General features: G+C 72.2%; 12 protein-coding genes. 7 read left to right on the top strand and 5 right to left on the bottom strand.

What is annotated here, in order from left to right:
- The first annotated feature begins 251 nt into the window (after positions 1 to 251).
- The 4 genes from FHS37_RS29170 (at position 252) to FHS37_RS29155 (ending at position 6,344) form a co-directional block, all read left to right on the top strand.
- Positions 252 to 1,877 carry an ABC-F family ATP-binding cassette domain-containing protein gene (locus FHS37_RS29170; RefSeq protein ID WP_184826639.1) on the top strand — a complete coding sequence of 542 codons (1,626 nt, stop codon included), beginning with the start codon at positions 252 to 254 and terminating at the stop codon, positions 1,875 to 1,877.
- Between the two features lie 10 nt (positions 1,878 to 1,887).
- Positions 1,888 to 4,176 carry an ATP-binding cassette domain-containing protein gene (locus tag FHS37_RS29165; RefSeq protein WP_184826637.1) on the top strand — a complete coding sequence of 763 codons (2,289 nt, stop codon included), beginning with the start codon at positions 1,888 to 1,890 and terminating at the stop codon, positions 4,174 to 4,176.
- A 204-nt stretch (positions 4,177 to 4,380) separates the two neighbouring features.
- Entirely contained in the window at positions 4,381 to 5,157 is a 777-nt protein-coding gene (gene ddaH / locus FHS37_RS29160) for a dimethylargininase (protein WP_184826635.1), read from the top strand.
- A gap of 212 nt (positions 5,158 to 5,369) precedes the next feature.
- A complete protein-coding gene (locus FHS37_RS29155) occupies positions 5,370 to 6,344 on the top strand; it encodes an acyl-ACP desaturase (protein WP_184826634.1) in 975 nt (324 codons plus the stop codon).
- Positions 6,345 to 6,411: 67 nt separating this feature from the next.
- On the opposite strand, the gene FHS37_RS29150 is transcribed toward FHS37_RS29155, so the two are convergent.
- The 4 genes from FHS37_RS29150 to FHS37_RS29135 form a co-directional block, all read right to left on the bottom strand.
- Entirely contained in the window at positions 6,412 to 6,657 is a 246-nt protein-coding gene (locus FHS37_RS29150; RefSeq protein WP_184826632.1) for a WhiB family transcriptional regulator, read from the bottom strand.
- 163 nt (positions 6,658 to 6,820) lie between these two features.
- Entirely contained in the window at positions 6,821 to 7,615 is a 795-nt protein-coding gene (locus FHS37_RS29145) for a VOC family protein (protein ID WP_184826630.1), read from the bottom strand.
- A gap of 143 nt (positions 7,616 to 7,758) precedes the next feature.
- Positions 7,759 to 8,799 carry a LacI family DNA-binding transcriptional regulator gene (locus FHS37_RS29140; RefSeq protein ID WP_184826628.1) on the bottom strand — a complete coding sequence of 347 codons (1,041 nt, stop codon included), beginning with the start codon at positions 8,797 to 8,799 and terminating at the stop codon, positions 7,759 to 7,761.
- A gap of 893 nt (positions 8,800 to 9,692) precedes the next feature.
- Positions 9,693 to 10,691 carry a multicopper oxidase domain-containing protein gene (locus FHS37_RS29135; protein WP_184826626.1) on the bottom strand — a complete coding sequence of 333 codons (999 nt, stop codon included), beginning with the start codon at positions 10,689 to 10,691 and terminating at the stop codon, positions 9,693 to 9,695.
- A gap of 201 nt (positions 10,692 to 10,892) precedes the next feature.
- Here FHS37_RS29135 and FHS37_RS29130 point away from each other — a divergent pair, with 201 nt between their 5' ends.
- Positions 10,893 to 13,403: a ThuA domain-containing protein gene (locus tag FHS37_RS29130; protein WP_184826624.1), complete on the top strand. Its 2,511-nt coding sequence runs from the start codon at positions 10,893 to 10,895 to the stop codon at positions 13,401 to 13,403.
- A gap of 23 nt (positions 13,404 to 13,426) precedes the next feature.
- Positions 13,427 to 15,619: an OmpL47-type beta-barrel domain-containing protein gene (locus FHS37_RS29125; protein WP_184826623.1), complete on the top strand. Its 2,193-nt coding sequence runs from the start codon at positions 13,427 to 13,429 to the stop codon at positions 15,617 to 15,619.
- A 78-nt stretch (positions 15,620 to 15,697) separates the two neighbouring features.
- Here FHS37_RS29125 and FHS37_RS29120 read toward each other — a convergent pair whose 3' ends face one another.
- The gene (locus tag FHS37_RS29120; RefSeq protein WP_184826621.1) at positions 15,698 to 16,888 is read right to left on the bottom strand and encodes a zinc-dependent alcohol dehydrogenase; all 1,191 of its coding nucleotides are present in this window, start codon (positions 16,886 to 16,888) and stop codon (positions 15,698 to 15,700) included.
- A 196-nt stretch (positions 16,889 to 17,084) separates the two neighbouring features.
- On the opposite strand from FHS37_RS29120, the gene FHS37_RS29115 reads away from it, so the two are divergent.
- Positions 17,085 to 18,083 (top strand): DUF3048 domain-containing protein, encoded by a 999-nt coding sequence (locus tag FHS37_RS29115; protein ID WP_184826619.1) that lies wholly within the window; start codon positions 17,085 to 17,087, stop codon positions 18,081 to 18,083.
- Position 18,084 lies beyond the last annotated feature (1 nt).

Raw genomic sequence — 18,084 nt, 5'->3', positions numbered from 1 at the left:
ACAGCGGTCCTGTTGCCGTCGAATGGAGAAGGACGTTGCTCGTCTGAGGTTCTGAGACACCGCGTCACACCGGTGAGGTGTGTGCGTCGCGTGCGACCTCGGCGTTCGAGCCGTCCTCGTGGTTCCTTCGGAACAGGGCTTTTCTCATGCCCGGGACATGTCCAGGACCTCCCTCCGGCTGCCGGTCGTCGTCGCGCGGTGTCTCCATACGCGTTTGCCCCTGACCGCCCCGAGCAACCGCGGAGGCCCGCATGTCAACATCCATCACCTGTACCTCCCTCGCCTTCACCTGGCCCGACGGCACCCCCGTCTTCGAGGGCCTCGACGTCTCCTTCGGCCCCGGCCGGACCGGCCTGGTCGGCGTCAACGGGTCAGGCAAGTCAACCCTGTTGAAGCTGATCTCCGGTGAACTCGCACCGGCCGACGGCACCGTCCGCGTGGCCGGCGAGGTGGGGTACCTGCCGCAGAACGTGACCCTGGACACCGCGCTCCGGGTCGACGAGGCGCTCGGCATCGCCGCACGGCGGGCCGCGCTGCACGCCATCGAGGCGGGTGACGTGGCCGAGGAGCACTTCGAGACCGTCGGCGACGACTGGGACGTGGAGGAGCGCGCCCTGGCCACGCTCGGCGAACTCGGCCTCGGGCACATCGGGCTGGACCGTACGGTCGGCGAGGTGTCGGGCGGCGAGTCGGTGCTGCTGCGGCTGGCCGCGCTGCTGCTGCGCCGGCCGGACGTGCTGCTGCTCGACGAACCCACCAACAACCTCGACCTGTACGCCCGCAGGCGGCTGTACGAGGCCGTCGCCGGCTGGCCGGGCGTGATGGTCGTGGTCAGCCACGACCGCGAGCTGCTGGAGCTGGTCGACCAGATCGCGGACCTGCGCTCCGGGGAGGTCACCTGGTACGGCGGCAACTTCTCGGCCTACGAGGAGGCGCTGGCCGTCGAGCAGGAGGCGGCCGAGCGCATGGTGCGGGTCGCCGAGGCGGACTTCCGCAAGCAGAAGCGCGAACTGGCCGACGCCCAGGTCAAACTGGCCCGGCGCAAGCGGTACGGGCAGAAGATGTGGGACAGCAAGCGCGAACCGAAGATCGTCATGGGGGCGCGCAAGCGCGCGGCGCAGGAGTCCGCGGGCAAGCACCGCATCATGCACGAGGAGAAGCTGGCCGAGGCCAGGGAACGGCTCGACGAGGCGGTGGAGGCCGTGCGGGACGACGACGAGATCCGCGTCGACCTGCCGCACACGGCCGTGCCGCCCGGGCGCACCGTGCTCACCCTCCAGGACCTCGGGCTCGCGTACGGCGCCCGGGTGCACGGCGGCCTCGATCTGCGGGGACCGGAGCGGGTCGCGCTGATCGGACGCAACGGCGCGGGCAAGACGACGCTGCTGCGCACCATCGCCGGGGAGCTCGAGCCGGTGTCGGGCGAGACGACGGCGCACGTCCCGCTGCGGTTCCTGCCGCAGCGGCTCGACGTCCTCGACGGTGAGCTGACGGTCGCGGAGAACGTGGCCCGGTTCGCCCCGGACGCCACCAACAACCGGATCCGGGCGCGGCTCGCCCGCTTCCTGTTCCGGGGCACCCGGGCCGACCAGAAGGCGGCGACCCTGTCCGGCGGCGAGCGCTTCCGTGCCACCCTGGCCGCGCTGATGCTGGCGGAGCCCGCACCGCAGCTGCTCATGCTGGACGAGCCGACCAACAACCTCGACATGGCGAGCGTCCGGCAGCTCACCACGGCACTGGAGTCGTACGAGGGGGCGCTGATCGTGGCCAGTCACGACCTGCCGTTCCTGGAGTCGATCGGGATCACGCGGTGGCTGCTGATGGAGGAGGGGGAGCTGAAGGAAATCACGACAGAAGCTGTCGGGTATCCCGCCTAGCGTCGGCGGCATGAGCCAGACGAGCCAGACGAGCGAACCCAGCGCGTTCATCACCCTCACCGGGGCCCGGGAGAACAACCTCAAGGACGTCACGCTCCGCATCCCGAAGGGCCGGCTGACCGTGTTCACCGGCGTTTCGGGATCGGGGAAGTCGTCGGTCGTCTTCGACACGATCGCGGTCGAGTCGCAGCGGCAGCTGAACGAGACGTACACCTGGTTCGTCCGCAACCGGCTGCCCAAGTACGAACGGCCGCACGCGGACGCCCTGGAGGACCTCACCCCCGCGATCGTCGTCGACCAGCGGCCCGTCGGCGGCCACTCCCGGTCGACGGTCGGCACGATGACGGACGTGTACGCGGTGATCCGGGTGCTGTTCTCCCGGCACGGCACGCCGAGCGCCGGGCCGGCGACGGCGTACTCGTTCAACGACCCGTCGGGCATGTGCCCCGCGTGCGACGGGCTGGGCCGGACCGTGCGACCGGACTGGGACCGCATCCTCGACGCGGACCGCTCCCTCGCCGAGGGGGCGGTCCGCTTCCCGCCGTTCGCCGCGGGGACGTGGCAGGGGCAGGCGTACACGAACAGCGACGAGCTCGACCCGCACAAGCCGGTGCGCGAGTTCACCGCGGCCGAGCGGGAGTTCCTGATGCGCGGGCGTCCCGGCAGCAAGGTCACCGTGAACGGCACGGGCGGCACCTGGACCACCGAGTACGAGGGGCTCGCCGACCGGTTCGAACGGCTGTACCTGAAGCGGGACCTGGCGGCGATGAGCCAGAAGACCCGCGACATGGTGCGGGAGTTCCTGGCCGAGGGCGTCTGCCCGGCCTGCCGGGGCGCCCGGCTGAACGAGGCGGCGCTGGCGACGCGCGTCAACGGGCTGTCCATCGCCGACTGCACCCGGATGCAGGTCACCGACCTCATCGCCGTGCTGCGGGAGATCGACGACCCGGTCGCCCGGCCGATCGCTGGGGCCGCCGTCGCCGCGCTGGAGCGGATCGAGACGATCGGCCTCGGCTACCTCAGCCTCGACCGGGAGACGTCCACCCTCTCCGGCGGCGAGGGCCAGCGGCTGAAGACGGTGCGGCACCTGGGGTCCAGCCTGACCGGGATGACGTACGTCTTCGACGAGCCCAGCGTCGGACTGCACCCGCGCGACGTGCACCGCCTCGGCGAACTGCTGCTGCGGCTGCGGGACAAGGGGAACACCGTGCTGGTCGTCGAGCACGACCCCGACGTCATCGCGCTGGCCGACCACGTCGTCGACATGGGCCCCGGTGCGGGAGCCGGGGGCGGCCGGGTGGTGTTCGAGGGGACGCCGGCCGAACTGGCCGCCTCGGGCACCCTGACCGGACGGTGCCTGGGCCGGCGCACGGCGGTCAAGGACCGGGTGCGGGAGGCGACCGGCGAGCTGTGGGTGAAGGGCGCCGACCGGCACAACCTGCGCGACGTCACCGTGCGGTTCCCGACCGGGGTGCTGACCGCGGTGACCGGGGTCGCCGGGTCCGGCAAGAGCACGCTGGTCGCCGAGTTCACCGCCGCCCACGCCGACGCGGTGGTCGTCGACCAGTCGTCCATCGGGATCTCCGCGCGGTCCACCCCGGCGACGTATCTCGGGATCATGGACACGGTGCGGAAGATCTTCGCGCGGGAGACGGGGCGGGACGCGGGGCTGTTCAGCTTCAACTCCGCCGGCGCCTGCGCGACCTGCGAGGGCCGCGGGATCATGTACACCGACCTGGCCTTCATGGACCCGGTGACGACGACCTGTCCCGACTGCGCGGGTCGGCGCTTCAAGGACGAGGTGCTGCGGCTGACCGTCGGCGGCCGCTCGATCGCCGACGTCCTGGGGATGACGGCCGACGAGGCGCTGGACTTCTTCGGCGACGCGGGCGTACGCCGTCGGCTGCGCGCCCTGCGGGACGTCGGCCTGACGTACCTCACCCTCGGGCAGCCGCTGTCCACGCTGTCCGGCGGCGAACGACAGCGCATCAAGCTGGCCACCCGGCTGCACCGCAAGGGCGTGGTGTACGTGCTGGACGAACCGACCACCGGGCTGCACATGGCGGACGTGGACGGCCTCGTCGCCCTCCTGGACCGGCTCGTGGACGCGGGCAACACGGTCGTCGTGGTCGAGCACAACCTGGACGTGATCGCCCGCGCCGACTGGGTGATCGACCTCGGCCCGGACGGCGGACGGAACGGCGGACGGGTGGTCTTCGAGGGGACTCCGGAGCGGCTGCTGGCCGCCCGGGAGTCGTTCACCGGGGAGCACCTGCGGCGGGCGGTGCGGGGACGGTGACACGGGGGCCCGCCGCGGGCGCGGGTCGGCGGCCGCGGGCCGCCGGGGTCCGTCACCCATGGACACACCCCATCGCCGCCAGGGGTGGTCCCGTCCCGGTTCGCCCTGCATGATGGTCCGCCGACGGCCGAGGGAGTCCCGGCCCTCCCTCGGGAGGCCCCCGGCGCGGTACCGACACGTCCCGTCCGATACGGAGTCACTCTCGTGCCCAGCAAGAAGGCCCTGGTCCGCCGCCCCAGCCCCCGTCTGGCCGAAGGGCTGGTGACGCCCGTCGAGCGGGAGGGGGTGGACGTCGGCCGGGCGGTGGAGCAGTGGGAGGCGTACGTGGAGGCGCTGCGCACCCACGGCTGGGAGACGATCGAGGTGGCCCCGGCCGACGACTGCCCGGCCTCGGTGTTCGTCGAGGACACGGTGGTGATGTACCGGAACGTGGCGCTGATCGCCCGGTCCGGGGCCGAGTCCCGGCGCGACGAGACCGCCGGCGTCGAGGAGGCCGTGGCGTCCCTGGGCTGCTCGGTGAACTGGGTCTGGGAGCCGGGCACGCTGGACGGCGGAGACGTGCTCAAGATCGGCGACACCGTGTACGTGGGCCGCGGCGGGCGCACCAACGCGGCCGGGGTCCAGCAGGTGCGGGCCGCGTTCGAGCCGCTGGGCGCACGGGTGGTCGCCGTGCCGGTCACCGAGGTGCTGCACCTGAAGTCGGCGGTCACGGCGCTGCCGGACGGGACGGTCGTCGGGCGCGTCCCGAACACGGACGCGCCGTCGCTGTTCCCCCGCTTCCTGCCGGTGCCGGAGGGGTCCGGGGCGCACGTGGTGCTGCTCGGCGGGGACAAGCTGCTGATGGCGGCGAGCGCGCCGAGGACCGCGGAGCTGTTCGCGGACCTCGGCTACGAGCCGGTCCTGGCGGACATCGGCGAGTTCGAGAAGCTCGAGGGCTGTGTGACCTGCCTCTCGGTGCGGCTGCGGGATCTGTACACCTGACCCGCGTCCCCGTCGACCGCACGCCTCATGGACCTGCGGTTCCGGACCCGTCCGCGCGGGGGAAACCTCCGTGACCATACGGCCTGATCAGCGATCTTTACGGCGTTCTTAACCTACGGCTACGTAACCTACGGCTTCGTAGCCTACGATTCCGTAGGTTCCGGCACCGCTCGCCGGTCCAGTCGTACCCCGCACCGTCCCCTGGAGTTCCCGTGACGCTCACTTCCCCTCACCTCGGCAGCCCGTCCGTCTGGACCGACGCACGGCTGTTGTACGCGCTGGAGGAAGTGGTCGAGAAGGAACTCGACCGGCACCTGAAGGTCGCCAAGGACTGGATGCCGCACGAGTACGTGCCGTGGAGCGACGGCCGCAACTTCCCCGGCTTCTTCGAGGACGGCGAGGCCTGGGACAAGGAGCAGTCGAAGGTCACCGAGGTCGGCCGGATCGCGCTGGTGGTGAACCTGCTGACCGAGGACAACCTCCCGAGCTACCACCACGAGATCGCCACGCTGTTCGGCCGGGACGGCGCCTGGGGCACCTGGGTGCACCGCTGGACCGCCGAGGAGGGCCGGCACGGCATCGTGATGCGGGACTACCTGCTCGCCTCGCGGGCGGTGGACCCGGACAAGCTGGAGCAGTTCCGCATGGCGCACATGAGCGAGGGCTTCGAGTCGGACAACCGGCACTCGATGCTGCACTCGGTCGCCTACGTCGCCTTCCAGGAGCTGGCCACCCGCATCTCGCACCGCAACACCGGCCACCAGTCCGGCGACCCGGTCTGCGACCGCATGCTGGCCCGCATCGCGACCGACGAGAACCTGCACATGGTCTTCTACCGCAACCTCCTGAGGGCGGCCTTCGAACTCGCCCCCGACCTGACGATGCAGGCGGTGCGCGACGTCGTCGTGAACTTCCGGATGCCCGGCCACGGCATCCCCGGCTTCGAACGGGCCGCCGCCCAGATGGCCATCGGCGAGGTCTACAACCTGCGCATCCACCACGACGACGTGCTCCAGCCGGTGCTCCGCTTCCTGAAGATCATGGAGATCGACGGCCTCGGCCCCGAGGGCCGCAAGGCCCAGGAGGAACTCGGCGTGTTCATGGGCGGCCTGGACTCGGAGGCGCGGAAGTTCGACGAGAAGCTGGCGGCCCGCAAGGCCCGCATGGCGGCACGCGCGGCCGGCTGAGACCGGCCCGCAGGCCACCGGCGCCGTCGGGCCGGCCACCGGGGGACCTCCTCCCGGTGGCCGGCCCTCAGCGGCCCGCTCTCCGCAGCTCCAGCCGCTCCTTCTCCGACAGGCCGCCCCAGACGCCGAAGCGCATGTCGTGGGCCATGGCGTAGTCGAGGCAGGCGGCGCGGATGGGGCACAGACCGCAGATCCGTTTGGCCTCACGGACCGAACTGCCCGGCTCGGGGAAGAAGAAGTCTCCCCCGGTCTGCGCGCACAGCGCCTGCTCCTGCCAGGTGAGGTCGGGCGACGGAAACGTTTCGATGTGCATGGCCGAGAGCGTGCCGGGCGGCGGAAAACGTTCGATCAACGCGGCATCAACGCGGCCCGCCGCCGTTCGTCCGTGTCCGTGTCCGTGTCCGCACGATGATGGCGTCGCCCGGGCGGGAGACACACGGCGGCGCGCGGAGGGACCGCCGGACTCCGGTCGGGCGTCAGGTCTGCCGCGGGTCGCCCTTGAGGACGGCGAAACGCGCGCCGTACGGGTCCTCGAGGCGGGCCAGACGGCCGACCCCGGCGAGGGAGGTGGCGGGCATCCGGACCCGGCCGCCCAGTTCGACGGCCCGGGCGACGGCGGCGTCCGGGTCGTCCACCCCGATGTAGGGCAGCCAGTACGGCTGTCCGGACTCCGCCTCCGTGGGATCGTCGGCCAGGGGCACCAGGCCGCCGAAGAAGCCTTCCTCCCCGCTCCCGGCGGGGTTGACGGAGGTGTAGACGCCGCCGGGGAAGGTCACCGCCGAGGACTCCCAGCCGAGGACCGAGTGGTAGAAGGCGGCGGCCCGGGCGATGTCCGGGGTGTACAGCTCGACCCAGCACAGCGAGCCGACCTCGCCGGCGGCCTCGACGCCCTCGCGCAGGGCGGGTTCCCAGATGCCGAAGGGGACGCCCGTCTGGTCGGCGAGGATCGCCGTCCTGCCCTGGTCCCCCACCTCCACGGGCGGCGTGGGCACACTGCCCCGGGCCCGCCGGACGGCCTGCGCCGTGGCCTGCGCGTCGGGGCTCCGGAAGTAGACGGTCCACGCGGGCGGCCCCTGCTCCGGCGTGGTCCGCGTCGCACCCGCGACGATCCGGCCGGCCAGCCGGAAGAAGCCGTAGCCGCCGGCGTCGGGCCCCGCCGACCGGTACTCCCAGCCGAAGAGGCCGCCGTAGAAGGACGTGGCAGCCCCGACGTCGGGAGTGCCGACGTCGATCCAGTTCGGGGCGCCGTCGACGAAGCGGGTGGTGAGCATGGTGCCTCCTCCTGCGAAGGGTCCCGTCGACTGCTCCGCCGAGTCTTGCACCGTCCGTCGGCGATCCGCCGTCGGAGCACGCGGACGGGCGTGTCCGGCCGGGGCGGCACGGACCCGGCCGTGCGGGCGCGCCGCACCGGAGCTCAGGCGGAGGCGCGCCGCACCAGGGTCGTCGGCAGGATCACGCTGGAGGGGGTGCCGCCCACGTTCTCCGGCGCGTCCGCGGTGCGGTCGAGGCCGCGCAGGAGGAGGCGGGCCATCAGGCGGCCCATCTCCTCGATGTCCTGGCGGACCGTGGTGAGCGGCGGGTCGGTCTGCTCGGCGATCGGCAGCATGTCGTCGAAGCCGACGACCGCCACGTCGTCCGGCACCCTCCGTCCGTGCTCGCGCAGCACCCGCAGGGCACCCGCCGCCGTGAGGTCGTTGGCGGCGAACACCGCGTCCAGGCCGGGGCAGCGGTCGAGGAGTTCCCGCATCGCCCGCTCGCCCGCGGCCGGGGTGAAGTCGCCCTCGACGACCAGGCGCGGGTCGGCGTCGACCATGACGTCCCGGAACCCGTCGAGCCGGTCCACCGCGGAGGTCTGGTCGAGGGCGCCGGTGATGTGCGCGACGCGGCTGCGGCCGAGGCCGAGCAGGTGCCGCACGGCGTCCCGGGCGCCGCCCCGGTTGTCGCTGTCGACGTAGACGACGCCGTTCTTGCCGCCGCTCCAGTCGGGCCGGCCGCCGAACACCGTCGGCACGCCCGCGCGCTGGATGAGCTCGGGCAGCGGGTCGTCGAGGTGCAGCGAGAACACCAGCGCTCCGTCGACATGGCCGCCGGCCAGGTAGCGGGCGACGCGGGCGTGGTCGTCGCGGCCCTCGGTGAGCAGCAGCACGAGCTGGTTGTCGTGGGCCGTCAGCTCCTTGCTGATGCCGCGCAGCTGACGGGCGAAGAAGGGGTCGGCGAAGACGCGGGTCTCCGGCTCGGCGACGACCACGGCGATGGCGTCGTGCCGCTTGGTCACCAGGCTGCGGGCGGCCTGGTTGGGCACGTACCCGAGTTCCTCCACGGCCCGTCTGACCCGCTCGGCCAGGGGTTCCCTGACCCCGTCGGCACCGTTGACCACGCGGGAGACGGTGGCCCGCGAGACCCCGGCCCGCGCGGCCACGGCCTCCAGCGTGGGGCGCGGCACTGTCTCGGTCACGTCGGGGCTCCTCACCTGCGGCTACGGGACAGGATAGCCCCGGGCGCGCGGGGGACGAGAGCGCTCTCGCTCCCCGCGGCCGGCCCCTGCGGACCGTTTGCCGAGCCCTGGAATCCGCTCGCGCCGGCCGCGGGCTTCTCCGAGGACCGCCGGATGACCACGAGGAGTGCCCGTGACCGCTGACCGCCGCCTCACGTCGTGCGCACGCCTTCCCGACGCGTACCACGGCCGCACCGTCCGGGACGGCACCGTCGACGCCTTCGGCCGCGAAGGCGCCGGCCGGGTGCAGGTGTTCGACGCACCGGGTCCGCCCTCCGCGGCCTTCGCCGTGGGCGACGCCGTCGAGCACCTGCTGACCGACGCGTCCGGGGACCCGTGGGCGGGGCACTTCGACGAGGGTGTCTGCCAGGACCCGCCCAGCGAGCCCGGCCGCGGCGGTGGAGCCGGGCGGGAACGCCCCTGTGGCAGTACGGACACCGGCCGGAGGCCGGCTGGTTCCCGGAGTGCCACGCGCTCAACGTGGACCGGCGTGTCGTCCGGGCGTACCCGCACACGGACTTCCCGCTGCTCGAGACGGGCGAGAACCGCCCGGTGCGGACGCGGACGACGCCGGTCCGAGGCGCGCGGGGCGTGGCCGTCCACGGCGGCGGGGTCGCGCTGTACGGCGGTTGCGACGACGAGCACGACCGGCTGGTCCTCGGCGACCTCGGTGACGGCGCCGTCGAACCGCCGGCGGAGGCCCGCCTGCTGCGGGCGACGGCGGCAGGTCGGGCGGGCCGCGGCGCGTCGTCCGCCGGGGACCTCTCCTCCACGTCCGGGAGGGGCCGCGGACGGAGTGGGCCGTCCGCGACATCGGGTGAACCCCCGTCGGTCCGCGGCCCGTCCCCGCGTCGTCAGTGCTCGTGTTCCTCCGCCGCCCCGGACGGTCCCCCGGAGTCCGCGCCGTGGTGGTGTTCGTGCGGGTCGTAGCCCGGGATCGTGCCGTCCGGCTTCTTGACCAGGAACAGGCCGACCATGCCCATGTCGGAGTGGCTCTGGACGTGGCAGTGGTACATCCAGGCGCCCGCGCCGACGCCCTCTCCCGCGATCACCTGGAAGCCGAAGGAGTCCGCCGGGCCGCAGATCTTGTTGTCGACGACCTGGCTCGGGTCGTCGGGGCCGGTGAGCATGCCGGTGCGGTTGTCGGCCCAGCGGTGACCGTGCATGTGGAAGGTGTGGTAGAACTCGCCGTGCGTGATCACGACGAACTCGACGCGATCGCCCACGGTCGCCTCGAAGTCCGGGCCGGTGTGCGCCGGCCTGTTGTTGATCGTCATGTCGTTGAAGACGATCGTGTGGGTCGCGTCGGGCAGGACGTCGCCCTTGCGGCGCACGATCACCGGGCCGTACAGGCCGTTGCGGATGCCGCCCGTGCCGTGTTCCGTGCCGACCACGTGGTCGTGGTAGTGCCAGTAGCCGGCGCTGCCCGCCCGCCAGGTGCCGTCCTTGCGCCGGCCCGGGGCGTGGGTGCGCCAGGTGTAGGTGCGGGTGCCGCCCGGCTCGACGTCGCTCTTGTTCTGCTTGGTGCCGTCGCTGGAGATCTCGTAGTCCAGGCCGTGGACGTGCAGGCTCACGGGTACGTCCATGGTGTTCTCGAACTCGATGTGCAGCGTGTCGCCCTCGTTGAGCTCGATGAGGGGGCCGGGGATCGAGGCCTTGCCCTTCTCCAGGCCGTATCCCATCCGCCCGCCGTCCAGCCGCTCGGCGTAGAGCTTGATGCGCCTCACCTCGCCCCCGGCGGGCGCGGTCCTCGCCGGTCCGGCGGCACGCGCGGCCTCGGGTGCGAGGGACAACGATGTCGCGACGGCCGCGCCGCCCAGCAGTACCCGCCGGTTGAAACCGCGTCTGTCCATGCCGAACTCCCCATGTAGCTGTCATGAACCTGTGAAACCGTAGCGGCCCTCCGATGGTTTATCCACACTCAGGACAAAGTTCGTTCCCTTGCGGCCATAGGTATTGGCGTGTGGCGCAAAGAGGTCTAGCGTCCTTGACGCTGTTGCCGCGACCGAGGAGGGGTGGGTGACCACATGCGGTTCACATCGCATCAAGGACCCATGCGCTTACGGAGGTTGAGCACGAGAGGCACGAGAGGCACGAGAGCGGCCGGAACGGGACGGCGCACCTGGGCGGTCGGCGTCACCGCCGGGATCGTCGCCGCCGGGCTGCTGTCGGGGCCCGCCGCCAGCGCGCGCCCGGCGCCGGATCCGTCCCTGACAACGATGTCCATCAAGTCGCCTCCGGGCGGCGCGAACGTACGCGTGCTGCTGTTCCACGGCTCGGCGGCGGGCGGTGACGAGTCGCCGCTCGTGAACGCGGGGATCGAGGCGATCGAGAAGATCGGCCTGTCCGGTCCGGCGGACCAGCGGTTCAAGGTCACCGCCACCGACGACGCCTCGGTCTTCACCGACGGCAGGAAGCTGGGGCGCTTCAACACGGTCGTCTTCCTGACCGGCGGCGGGGACGTCCTCGACCCGGACCAGGAGGCGGGCCTGGAGGCGTACATGGAGGCGGGCGGCGGCTTCGTCGGCCTCCACGACGCGGCCCGCGCGGAGCCGTACTCGGACTGGTTCACCGGTCTCATCGGCGCCCGCCCGGCCGCGTCGAGCCCCGCGAGGGTGCAGCGGGCCACCGTCGAGGTGGGCGACCGGCTCCACCCGGCGACCAAGGGCCTGCCGGTGCAGTGGAAGCGGCCCGACAAGTGGCTGAACTGGGTGAAGAACCCGTCCGGCGACGTGCACACGGTCGCCAGGGTGCGCGAGTCGACGTACGAGCCCGGTGCGAGCGCCAACGGCTGGGACCACCCGGTCAGCTGGTGCCGCGACTACGACGGCGGCCGGTCCTTCTACACCGGCATGGGCGGCACGGTGTCGTCGTACGACGAGACCGACTTCCGCGACCACCTGCGCGGCGCCCTGCTGTGGACCACCCGGCTCGTCCGGGCCGACTGCAGGGCGACCATCACCGGCAACTACAAGGCGGAGCGGCTCACCCGGCCCAACCAGCCGGGCCGGAACGACCAGATCGGCGAACCGCACGGCCTGGTCACCGCCCCCGACGGCCGTGTCCTCTACATCGGCCGGGGCGGCGCCGACGCCTCGCAGCCCGTCGTCACGGACTGGAACGACCCGGACATCGGCAAGGGCGAGGGCGAGATCCACGTCTACGACCCGAGGACCGGGAAGGTCACCCTCGCCGGGGCGCTCACCGTCTTCGGCAACAAGGGCGGCGGCGACGAGCTCACCAAGGTCGAGGAGGGCCTGCTCGGCATCGAGCTGGACCCGGGGTTCGAGGAGAACGGCTGGGTGTACCTGCACTACACCCCGCACTCGGAGATCGACCGGGACACGCACATGGCCGAGCGGCGGGTCTCCCGCTTCACGCTCGACCGGGCCACGAACAAGCTGGACCTCGGCAGCGAGAAGGTGCTGCTGAAGTGGCCGGTGCAGATCCACAGCTGCTGCCACGCGGGCGGCGGGATGGCCTGGGACTCCGAGGGCAACCTGTACATCGCCACCGGTGACAACAACTCCAGCGGCTTCAGCGGCGGTTACTCGGGCAACAACCCCGAGCCGAACTTCAAGGGCGTCTCCTTCGCGGACGCGCGCCGCACGGCCGGCAACACCAACAACCTCAACGGCAAGATCCTGCGCATCCACCCGGAGCCGGACGGGACGTACACGATCCCCGAGGGCAACCTGTTCACCGGGAAGGAGACCGCCGAGGGCGGCGGCAAGACGCGCGGCGAGATCTACGTGATGGGGGTGCGCAACCCGGCGCGCATCTTCGTCGACAAGACGACCGACGTCCTCTACGCGGGCTGGGTCGGCCCGGACGCGGGCCAGCCGTCGCCCACCTGGGGCCCGGCGAAGTACGACACGTTCGCCGTGATCACCGAGGCGTCCAACCGGGGCTGGCCGTACTGCATGGGCAACAAGCAGCCCTACCGGGACCGGAACCTGCCCGACCCGTCCAAGCCGCTCGGCTGGTACGACTGCGACCACCCGAAGAACGAGTCGCCGAACAACGACGGCCTGGTCAACCTGCCGCCGGTGACCGGCAACAACATCTGGTACTCGCCGCAGGGCGGCGCCCCGGACTACCCGCGGGACGAGAACGGCGTCCCCTCCTACAAGGCGGAGGAGGCCACCTACGGGCTGCCCTGGCTCAAGGGCGGCGGCCAGGCCGCGATGAACGGACCGGTCTACCGCCACGACGGGACGAGCGCCAGTGAGACCAAGTGGCCGGCCTACTGGGACGGCAAGTGGTTCGTCGGCGACTTCTACGACGCCGACCAGCCGCGCAACGCGGTGCTCATGGATCCGGGGACGCAAGGAGACGGCGGCCTGCCGGTGCACTCCGAGTCGCTGAAGAAGATCGTGCCGATCGGCAACGACGGCATCAAGAACCTGATGGACTGGAAGTTCGGTCCGGACGGCGCGCTGTACGTCCTCGACTACGGCCGCGGCTTCTTCACCTCCGACTCCAGGTCCGCGCTGTGGCGGATCACCTACACGGGCGGCGGGCCGACCCCGGCCGCCGGTCAGCTGGCACGGAAGGCCGGGTGAGACCAGTGATACGGCAACGAAGAGTGTGGGCAGCCCTGGTGGCCGCCCTGCTGGTGATGCTCGGCCTGCAGGCGGCGCCCTCCGCGGCCGGCGAGCCCGAGGCGGCGGACGCCGGGTCGGCACAGCAGGTGCTGACCTGGACCGCCGGGAACGACATCGACAAGTACCTGTCGGCGCCGGCGACGGCGGTGGCGGGCCCGGCGACGATCGTCTTCGAGAACAGCGCGGCCACCGGCAACACCACCGGCATGCCGCACACGCTGACGTTCGTGACCTCCGACCCGGAGTTCAACAGCGACGTCCAGCTGAACATCCTGGCCAACCCGAACGACGCCCAGGGCGGCAGGCACACCGCCGAGGTCACGCTCACCCCGGGCCGCTACCTCTACCACTGCACGATCCCCGGACACGGTCAGATGCAGGGCGTCCTGACGGTGACCGAGGGCGGCGGCGAGGACACCACCGCGCCCGAGGCGACGGCGGAGGTGACCGGCACCCGGAACGCCGAGGGCGCGTACGTGGGTGCGGCGAGCGTCGGCATCGAGGCCACCGACGCGGGCTCGGGCGTCGACCGGATCGAGTACGCGATCGGCGCCGACGGCGCCTGGCAGCCGTACACCGCGCCCATCGTGGTCGATCGGGTCGGCACGCACACGGTGCGCTACCGCGCCCTGGACAAGGCGGGCAACGTCTCGGCGGAGAAGAGCGTCGGGTTCACCGTCGTCGCCCCGCCGTCCGACGACACCACCCCGCCCGAGACCTCGGCGACGGTGGACGGTGAGCGGAACGACGACGGTGCCTACGTCGACATGGCGACGGTCACCGTCACCGCGTCGGACACCGGCTCCGGCGTCAACACCATCGAGTACGCGATCGGCGCCGACGGCGCCTGGCAGCCGTACACCGCACCGGTGATGGTGCACGAGGTCGGCACGCACACCGTGCGTTACCGGGCCACCGACAAGGCGGGCAACGCCGCCGCCGGGAAGAGCGTGGAGTTCACGGTCGTCGCCGCTCCCCCGCAGGACACCACCCCGCCGGTGACGGGCGTGACCGTGGAGGGCACGAAGAACTCGGACGGCGCGTACGTCGGCGACGCCACGGTGACCGTCAGCGCCACCGACGAGGGCGGTTCCGGCGTGGCCGGCATCGAGTACTCGCTCGACGGCGGGCCCTACCTGGCGTACACGGAGCCGGTGGTCGTCGACCGGGCGGGCCGGCACACGGTGGCGTACCGGGCGAGCGACGAGGCGGGCAACACCTCCGAGCCGCTCACGGTGAGCTTCACGGTCGTGGCGGACGGCGGGGTGCCGGCGCCCGACTGCCCGGAGTACGACGAGCGGCTGACGGTGTTCGTCGGCACGGTCGACTCGGGCGTGCCCAACCGGGTCACCAACAACCGGTGCCGGATCGGCGAGCTGATCGAGGACGAGAAGGAGTGGACCTCCCAGGCGCTGTTCCTGAAGCACGTGAAGAGCGTCCTGGACGAGCTGCGGGAGGAAGGGGTCGTCGACCAGCGGGAGTACCGGGCCGTCAACAGGGCGGCCCGCCAGTCCGGCATCGGCAAGCCCGGCCAGACCGACGGCTACCGCAAGATCCTCGACGGCTCCGAGGAGTCGTTCGCCAGGTGGGAGCAGGTGGGCGGCGGTTCGTTCGCGCTGAACCCGGACGGGTCGATCACCTCCGGCACCAGCAGGCCCGGCCTGGGCATGCTGTGGTTCCCCGAGCGCAAGTACGGCGACTTCTCGCTGAAGCTCCAGTGGCGGGACGACGCCCCGGGCGCCGGCAACGCCAACTCCGGTGTGTTCGTGCGGTTCCCGCAGATCCACGACCACCCGGAGGAGCCCCGGCCGGAGTGGGCCGCCATCAAGTTCGGGCACGAGATCCAGGTGTTCGACTCGCCCACCGGCGACATGTACAAGACGGGCTCGGTCTACGGCTTCGACCGGGTCGGCCTGGCCAGCGCGGGCGTGACGCAGAAGGGCACCTGGAACGACTACGAGATCCGCGTGGTGGACCAGCACTACTCGGTCTACCGCAACGGCGTGCTGATCAACGAGTTCGACAACACCGGCGGCCAGGACTTCACCCCGCCGCGCTCGGACGATCCGGGCACGGACGGGCGGCGGTTCGCCTCCGGCTACATCGGACTGCAGGTGCACGGCACGACGGACGTGGTCTCGTACCGGGACGTCCGGATCAAGGAACTGCCCTGACGCCGGCCTGACCCGGAGGGGGCCGGGGAGCCGCGGCGGCGGCTTCCCGGCCCCCTCCCGCACCCGCCCGGGCGCAGGTCACGGCTTCATGATCACCTTGACCGCGCCGTCCTTCTTGCGCTGGAACATGTCGTAGGCCTGCGGCGCGTCGGACAGGGGCACGTGGTGCGTGGCGAAGTCGTCCACGCCGAGGGGGTCCTCGTCGGTGAGGTACGGGATGATCTCGTCGCTCCAGCGGCGGACGTTCGCCTGCCCCATGCGCATCTGGATCTGCTTGTCGAACAGGGTGAGCATCGGCATCGGGTCGGCCATGCCGCCGTAGACGCCGGACAGCGAGATGGTGCCGCCGCGCCGCACCAGTTCGATGGCGGTGTACAGGGCGGCGAGCCGGTCGACGCTGAAGCGCTCCGCCATGGGCCCGCTCAGCTTGCGGGGCAGCAGCGACGAGGCGTTCTGCACCATGCGGGCCGCCGCGCTGCCGTGGGCCTCGGTGCCGACGGCGTCGATCACGGCGTCGGGCCCGCGGCCGTCGGTCTGGTCGCGGATCGCCTCGACGAGTTCCTTCTCGTCGTCGAAGGACCTCAGGTCGAAGGTCTCCACCCCCCGCTCCTTCGCCCGGTTCAGCCGTTCCGGGACCAGGTCCACGCCGAAGACCCGTCCGGCGCCCTGGACCCGGGCGACCCGGCAGGCCATGTCGCCGATGGGGCCGAGGCCGAGCACGGCGACGCTGCCGCCCTTCGGGATCCCGGCGTAGGCCACCGCCTGCCAGGCGGTGGGCAGCACGTCGGAGAGGTAGAGGAACCGGTCGTCGGGCGGGCCCTGGGGAACCTTGATGGGGCCGTACTGCGCCTGCGGGACCCGCAGGTACTCCGCCTGTCCGCCCGGGACCGCCCCGTACAGGCGGGTGTAGCCGAACAGGGCGGCGCCCATGCCCTCGGAGCTGACCTGGGTGGTCTCGCACTGGGTGGGCAACCCGGTCAGGCACATCCAGCAGTTGCCGCAGGCGATCTGGAACGGCACCACGATCCGGTCGCCGACCTGGAGGTCCGGCACCGCGGCGCCGACCTCCTCGACGATGCCCATCGGCTCGTGGCCGAGGATGTCGCCGGGGGTCATGAACGGGGTGAGCACCTCGTACAGGTGCAGGTCGGATCCGCACAGTCCGGTGGAGGTGACGCGGATGACCACGTCCGTCGGCTCCTCGATCCGCGGGTCGGGCACGTTCTCCACCCGCACGTCCCGCTTGCCCTGCCAGGTCACTGCCCTCATCGCCGCCCGCTCCCTCCGTCGTGGCCGGTGTGTCGCTGATGCGGTGGGGCCCGGGTACCCGAGCGGCCCCGGCCCCAACCGCGCGCCGTTGCGCCGATCGGCGGAATCACCGCGCGGCACCGCCACCGATCGGGTATGGCCATCGACGATCAGAAAAGCGCACAATCAAGACATCTCATGATGCGAGGCGGACACAGTGGCGACGGTGGGCACGGGACGAGGGGCGCGCACACGGCGCGGCGCGGCGGCGAGGGCGCTGCTGACCACCCTGATGACGGCCGCTCTGGCGGCCGGCTGCACGGCCTCCGGCGGCCCGATCGACGACGGGCGCGGACCGGCGGCACCGTCCGCGCGGGAGCGGCTGCCGGACGGGGCGGACGTCCGCCCCGTGCTCGCGGTGAAGATCGACAACACTCCCGCCGCCCGGCCCCACACCGGCGTGGACGCCGCGGACGTGGTGTACGTCGAGCAGGTCGAGGGCGGGCTGAGCCGGCTGGTGGCGGTGTACGCCACCCGGCTCCCCGAGTCCGTCGGGCCGGTGCGCAGCGCCCGTGAGTCCGATCTGGAGCTGCTGCGCCAGTTCGACCGGCCGGTCCTGGCCTTCTCCGGGGCGCAGGGCAAGCTCCTGCCGCTGATCGACCGGGCGCCGCTGGAGGGGGTGACGCCCGAGTCGTCGTCCGGTGCCTACGTCCGGGGCACGGACCGCTCCGCTCCGCACAACCTGTACCTGCGACCGGAGCGGCTCATGGCCGACCCGCCCGGCGGGGCCGCCCTAACCACCGGCTTCCGCTTCGGCCGGCCCCCGGCGGGCGGCGAGCCGAAGGACGCGCTCACGGTGCGCTATCCGGCGGCCCGCACCACCTTCACCTGGTCGGACGCCGACGACCGCTGGCTGGTGTCGCTGGACGGCGTCCCCGCGACCACCACGGAGGGCGAACGGCTGGCGCCCGCGACCGTGGTCGTGCAGTACGTGACCGTGCGCCGCTCCGGCTACCGGGACTTCCTCGGGAACAACACCCCGTACACCGAGACGGTGGGCTCCGGGGAGGCCACCGTGCTGCGCGGGGGCCGCGCGTACGAGGCGCGCTGGAGCCGGCTGAGCGCCGAGGACGGCACCTCGTTCACCACCGGGGACGGCGAGCGGATGACCTTCGCGCGCGGTCAGGTGTGGGTGGTGTACGCACAGGCCGCCTGAC

It is taken from the genome of Streptomyces griseomycini (genome assembly GCF_014203535.1).
In the GTDB taxonomy this organism is placed as follows: Bacteria; Actinomycetota; Actinomycetes; order Streptomycetales; family Streptomycetaceae; genus Streptomyces; species Streptomyces griseomycini.
This window is presented reverse-complemented; position numbering and strand designations above follow the sequence as displayed.

Excerpts from the sequence above, each read along its gene's own strand:
- FHS37_RS29120 (WP_184826621.1), bottom strand. The coding sequence starts at position 16,888 with ATGAGGGCAGTGACCTGGCAGGGCAAGCGGGACGTGCGGGTGGAGAAC.
- FHS37_RS29165 (WP_184826637.1), top strand. The coding sequence starts at position 1,888 with ATGAGCCAGACGAGCCAGACGAGCGAACCCAGCGCGTTCATCACCCTC.
- FHS37_RS29150 (WP_184826632.1), bottom strand. The coding sequence starts at position 6,657 with ATGCACATCGAAACGTTTCCGTCGCCCGACCTCACCTGGCAGGAGCAG.
- FHS37_RS29170 (WP_184826639.1), top strand. The coding sequence starts at position 252 with ATGTCAACATCCATCACCTGTACCTCCCTCGCCTTCACCTGGCCCGAC.
- FHS37_RS29135 (WP_184826626.1), bottom strand. The coding sequence starts at position 10,691 with ATGGACAGACGCGGTTTCAACCGGCGGGTACTGCTGGGCGGCGCGGCC.
- FHS37_RS29145 (WP_184826630.1), bottom strand. The coding sequence starts at position 7,615 with ATGCTCACCACCCGCTTCGTCGACGGCGCCCCGAACTGGATCGACGTC.
- FHS37_RS29130 (WP_184826624.1), top strand. The coding sequence starts at position 10,893 with ATGCGCTTACGGAGGTTGAGCACGAGAGGCACGAGAGGCACGAGAGCG.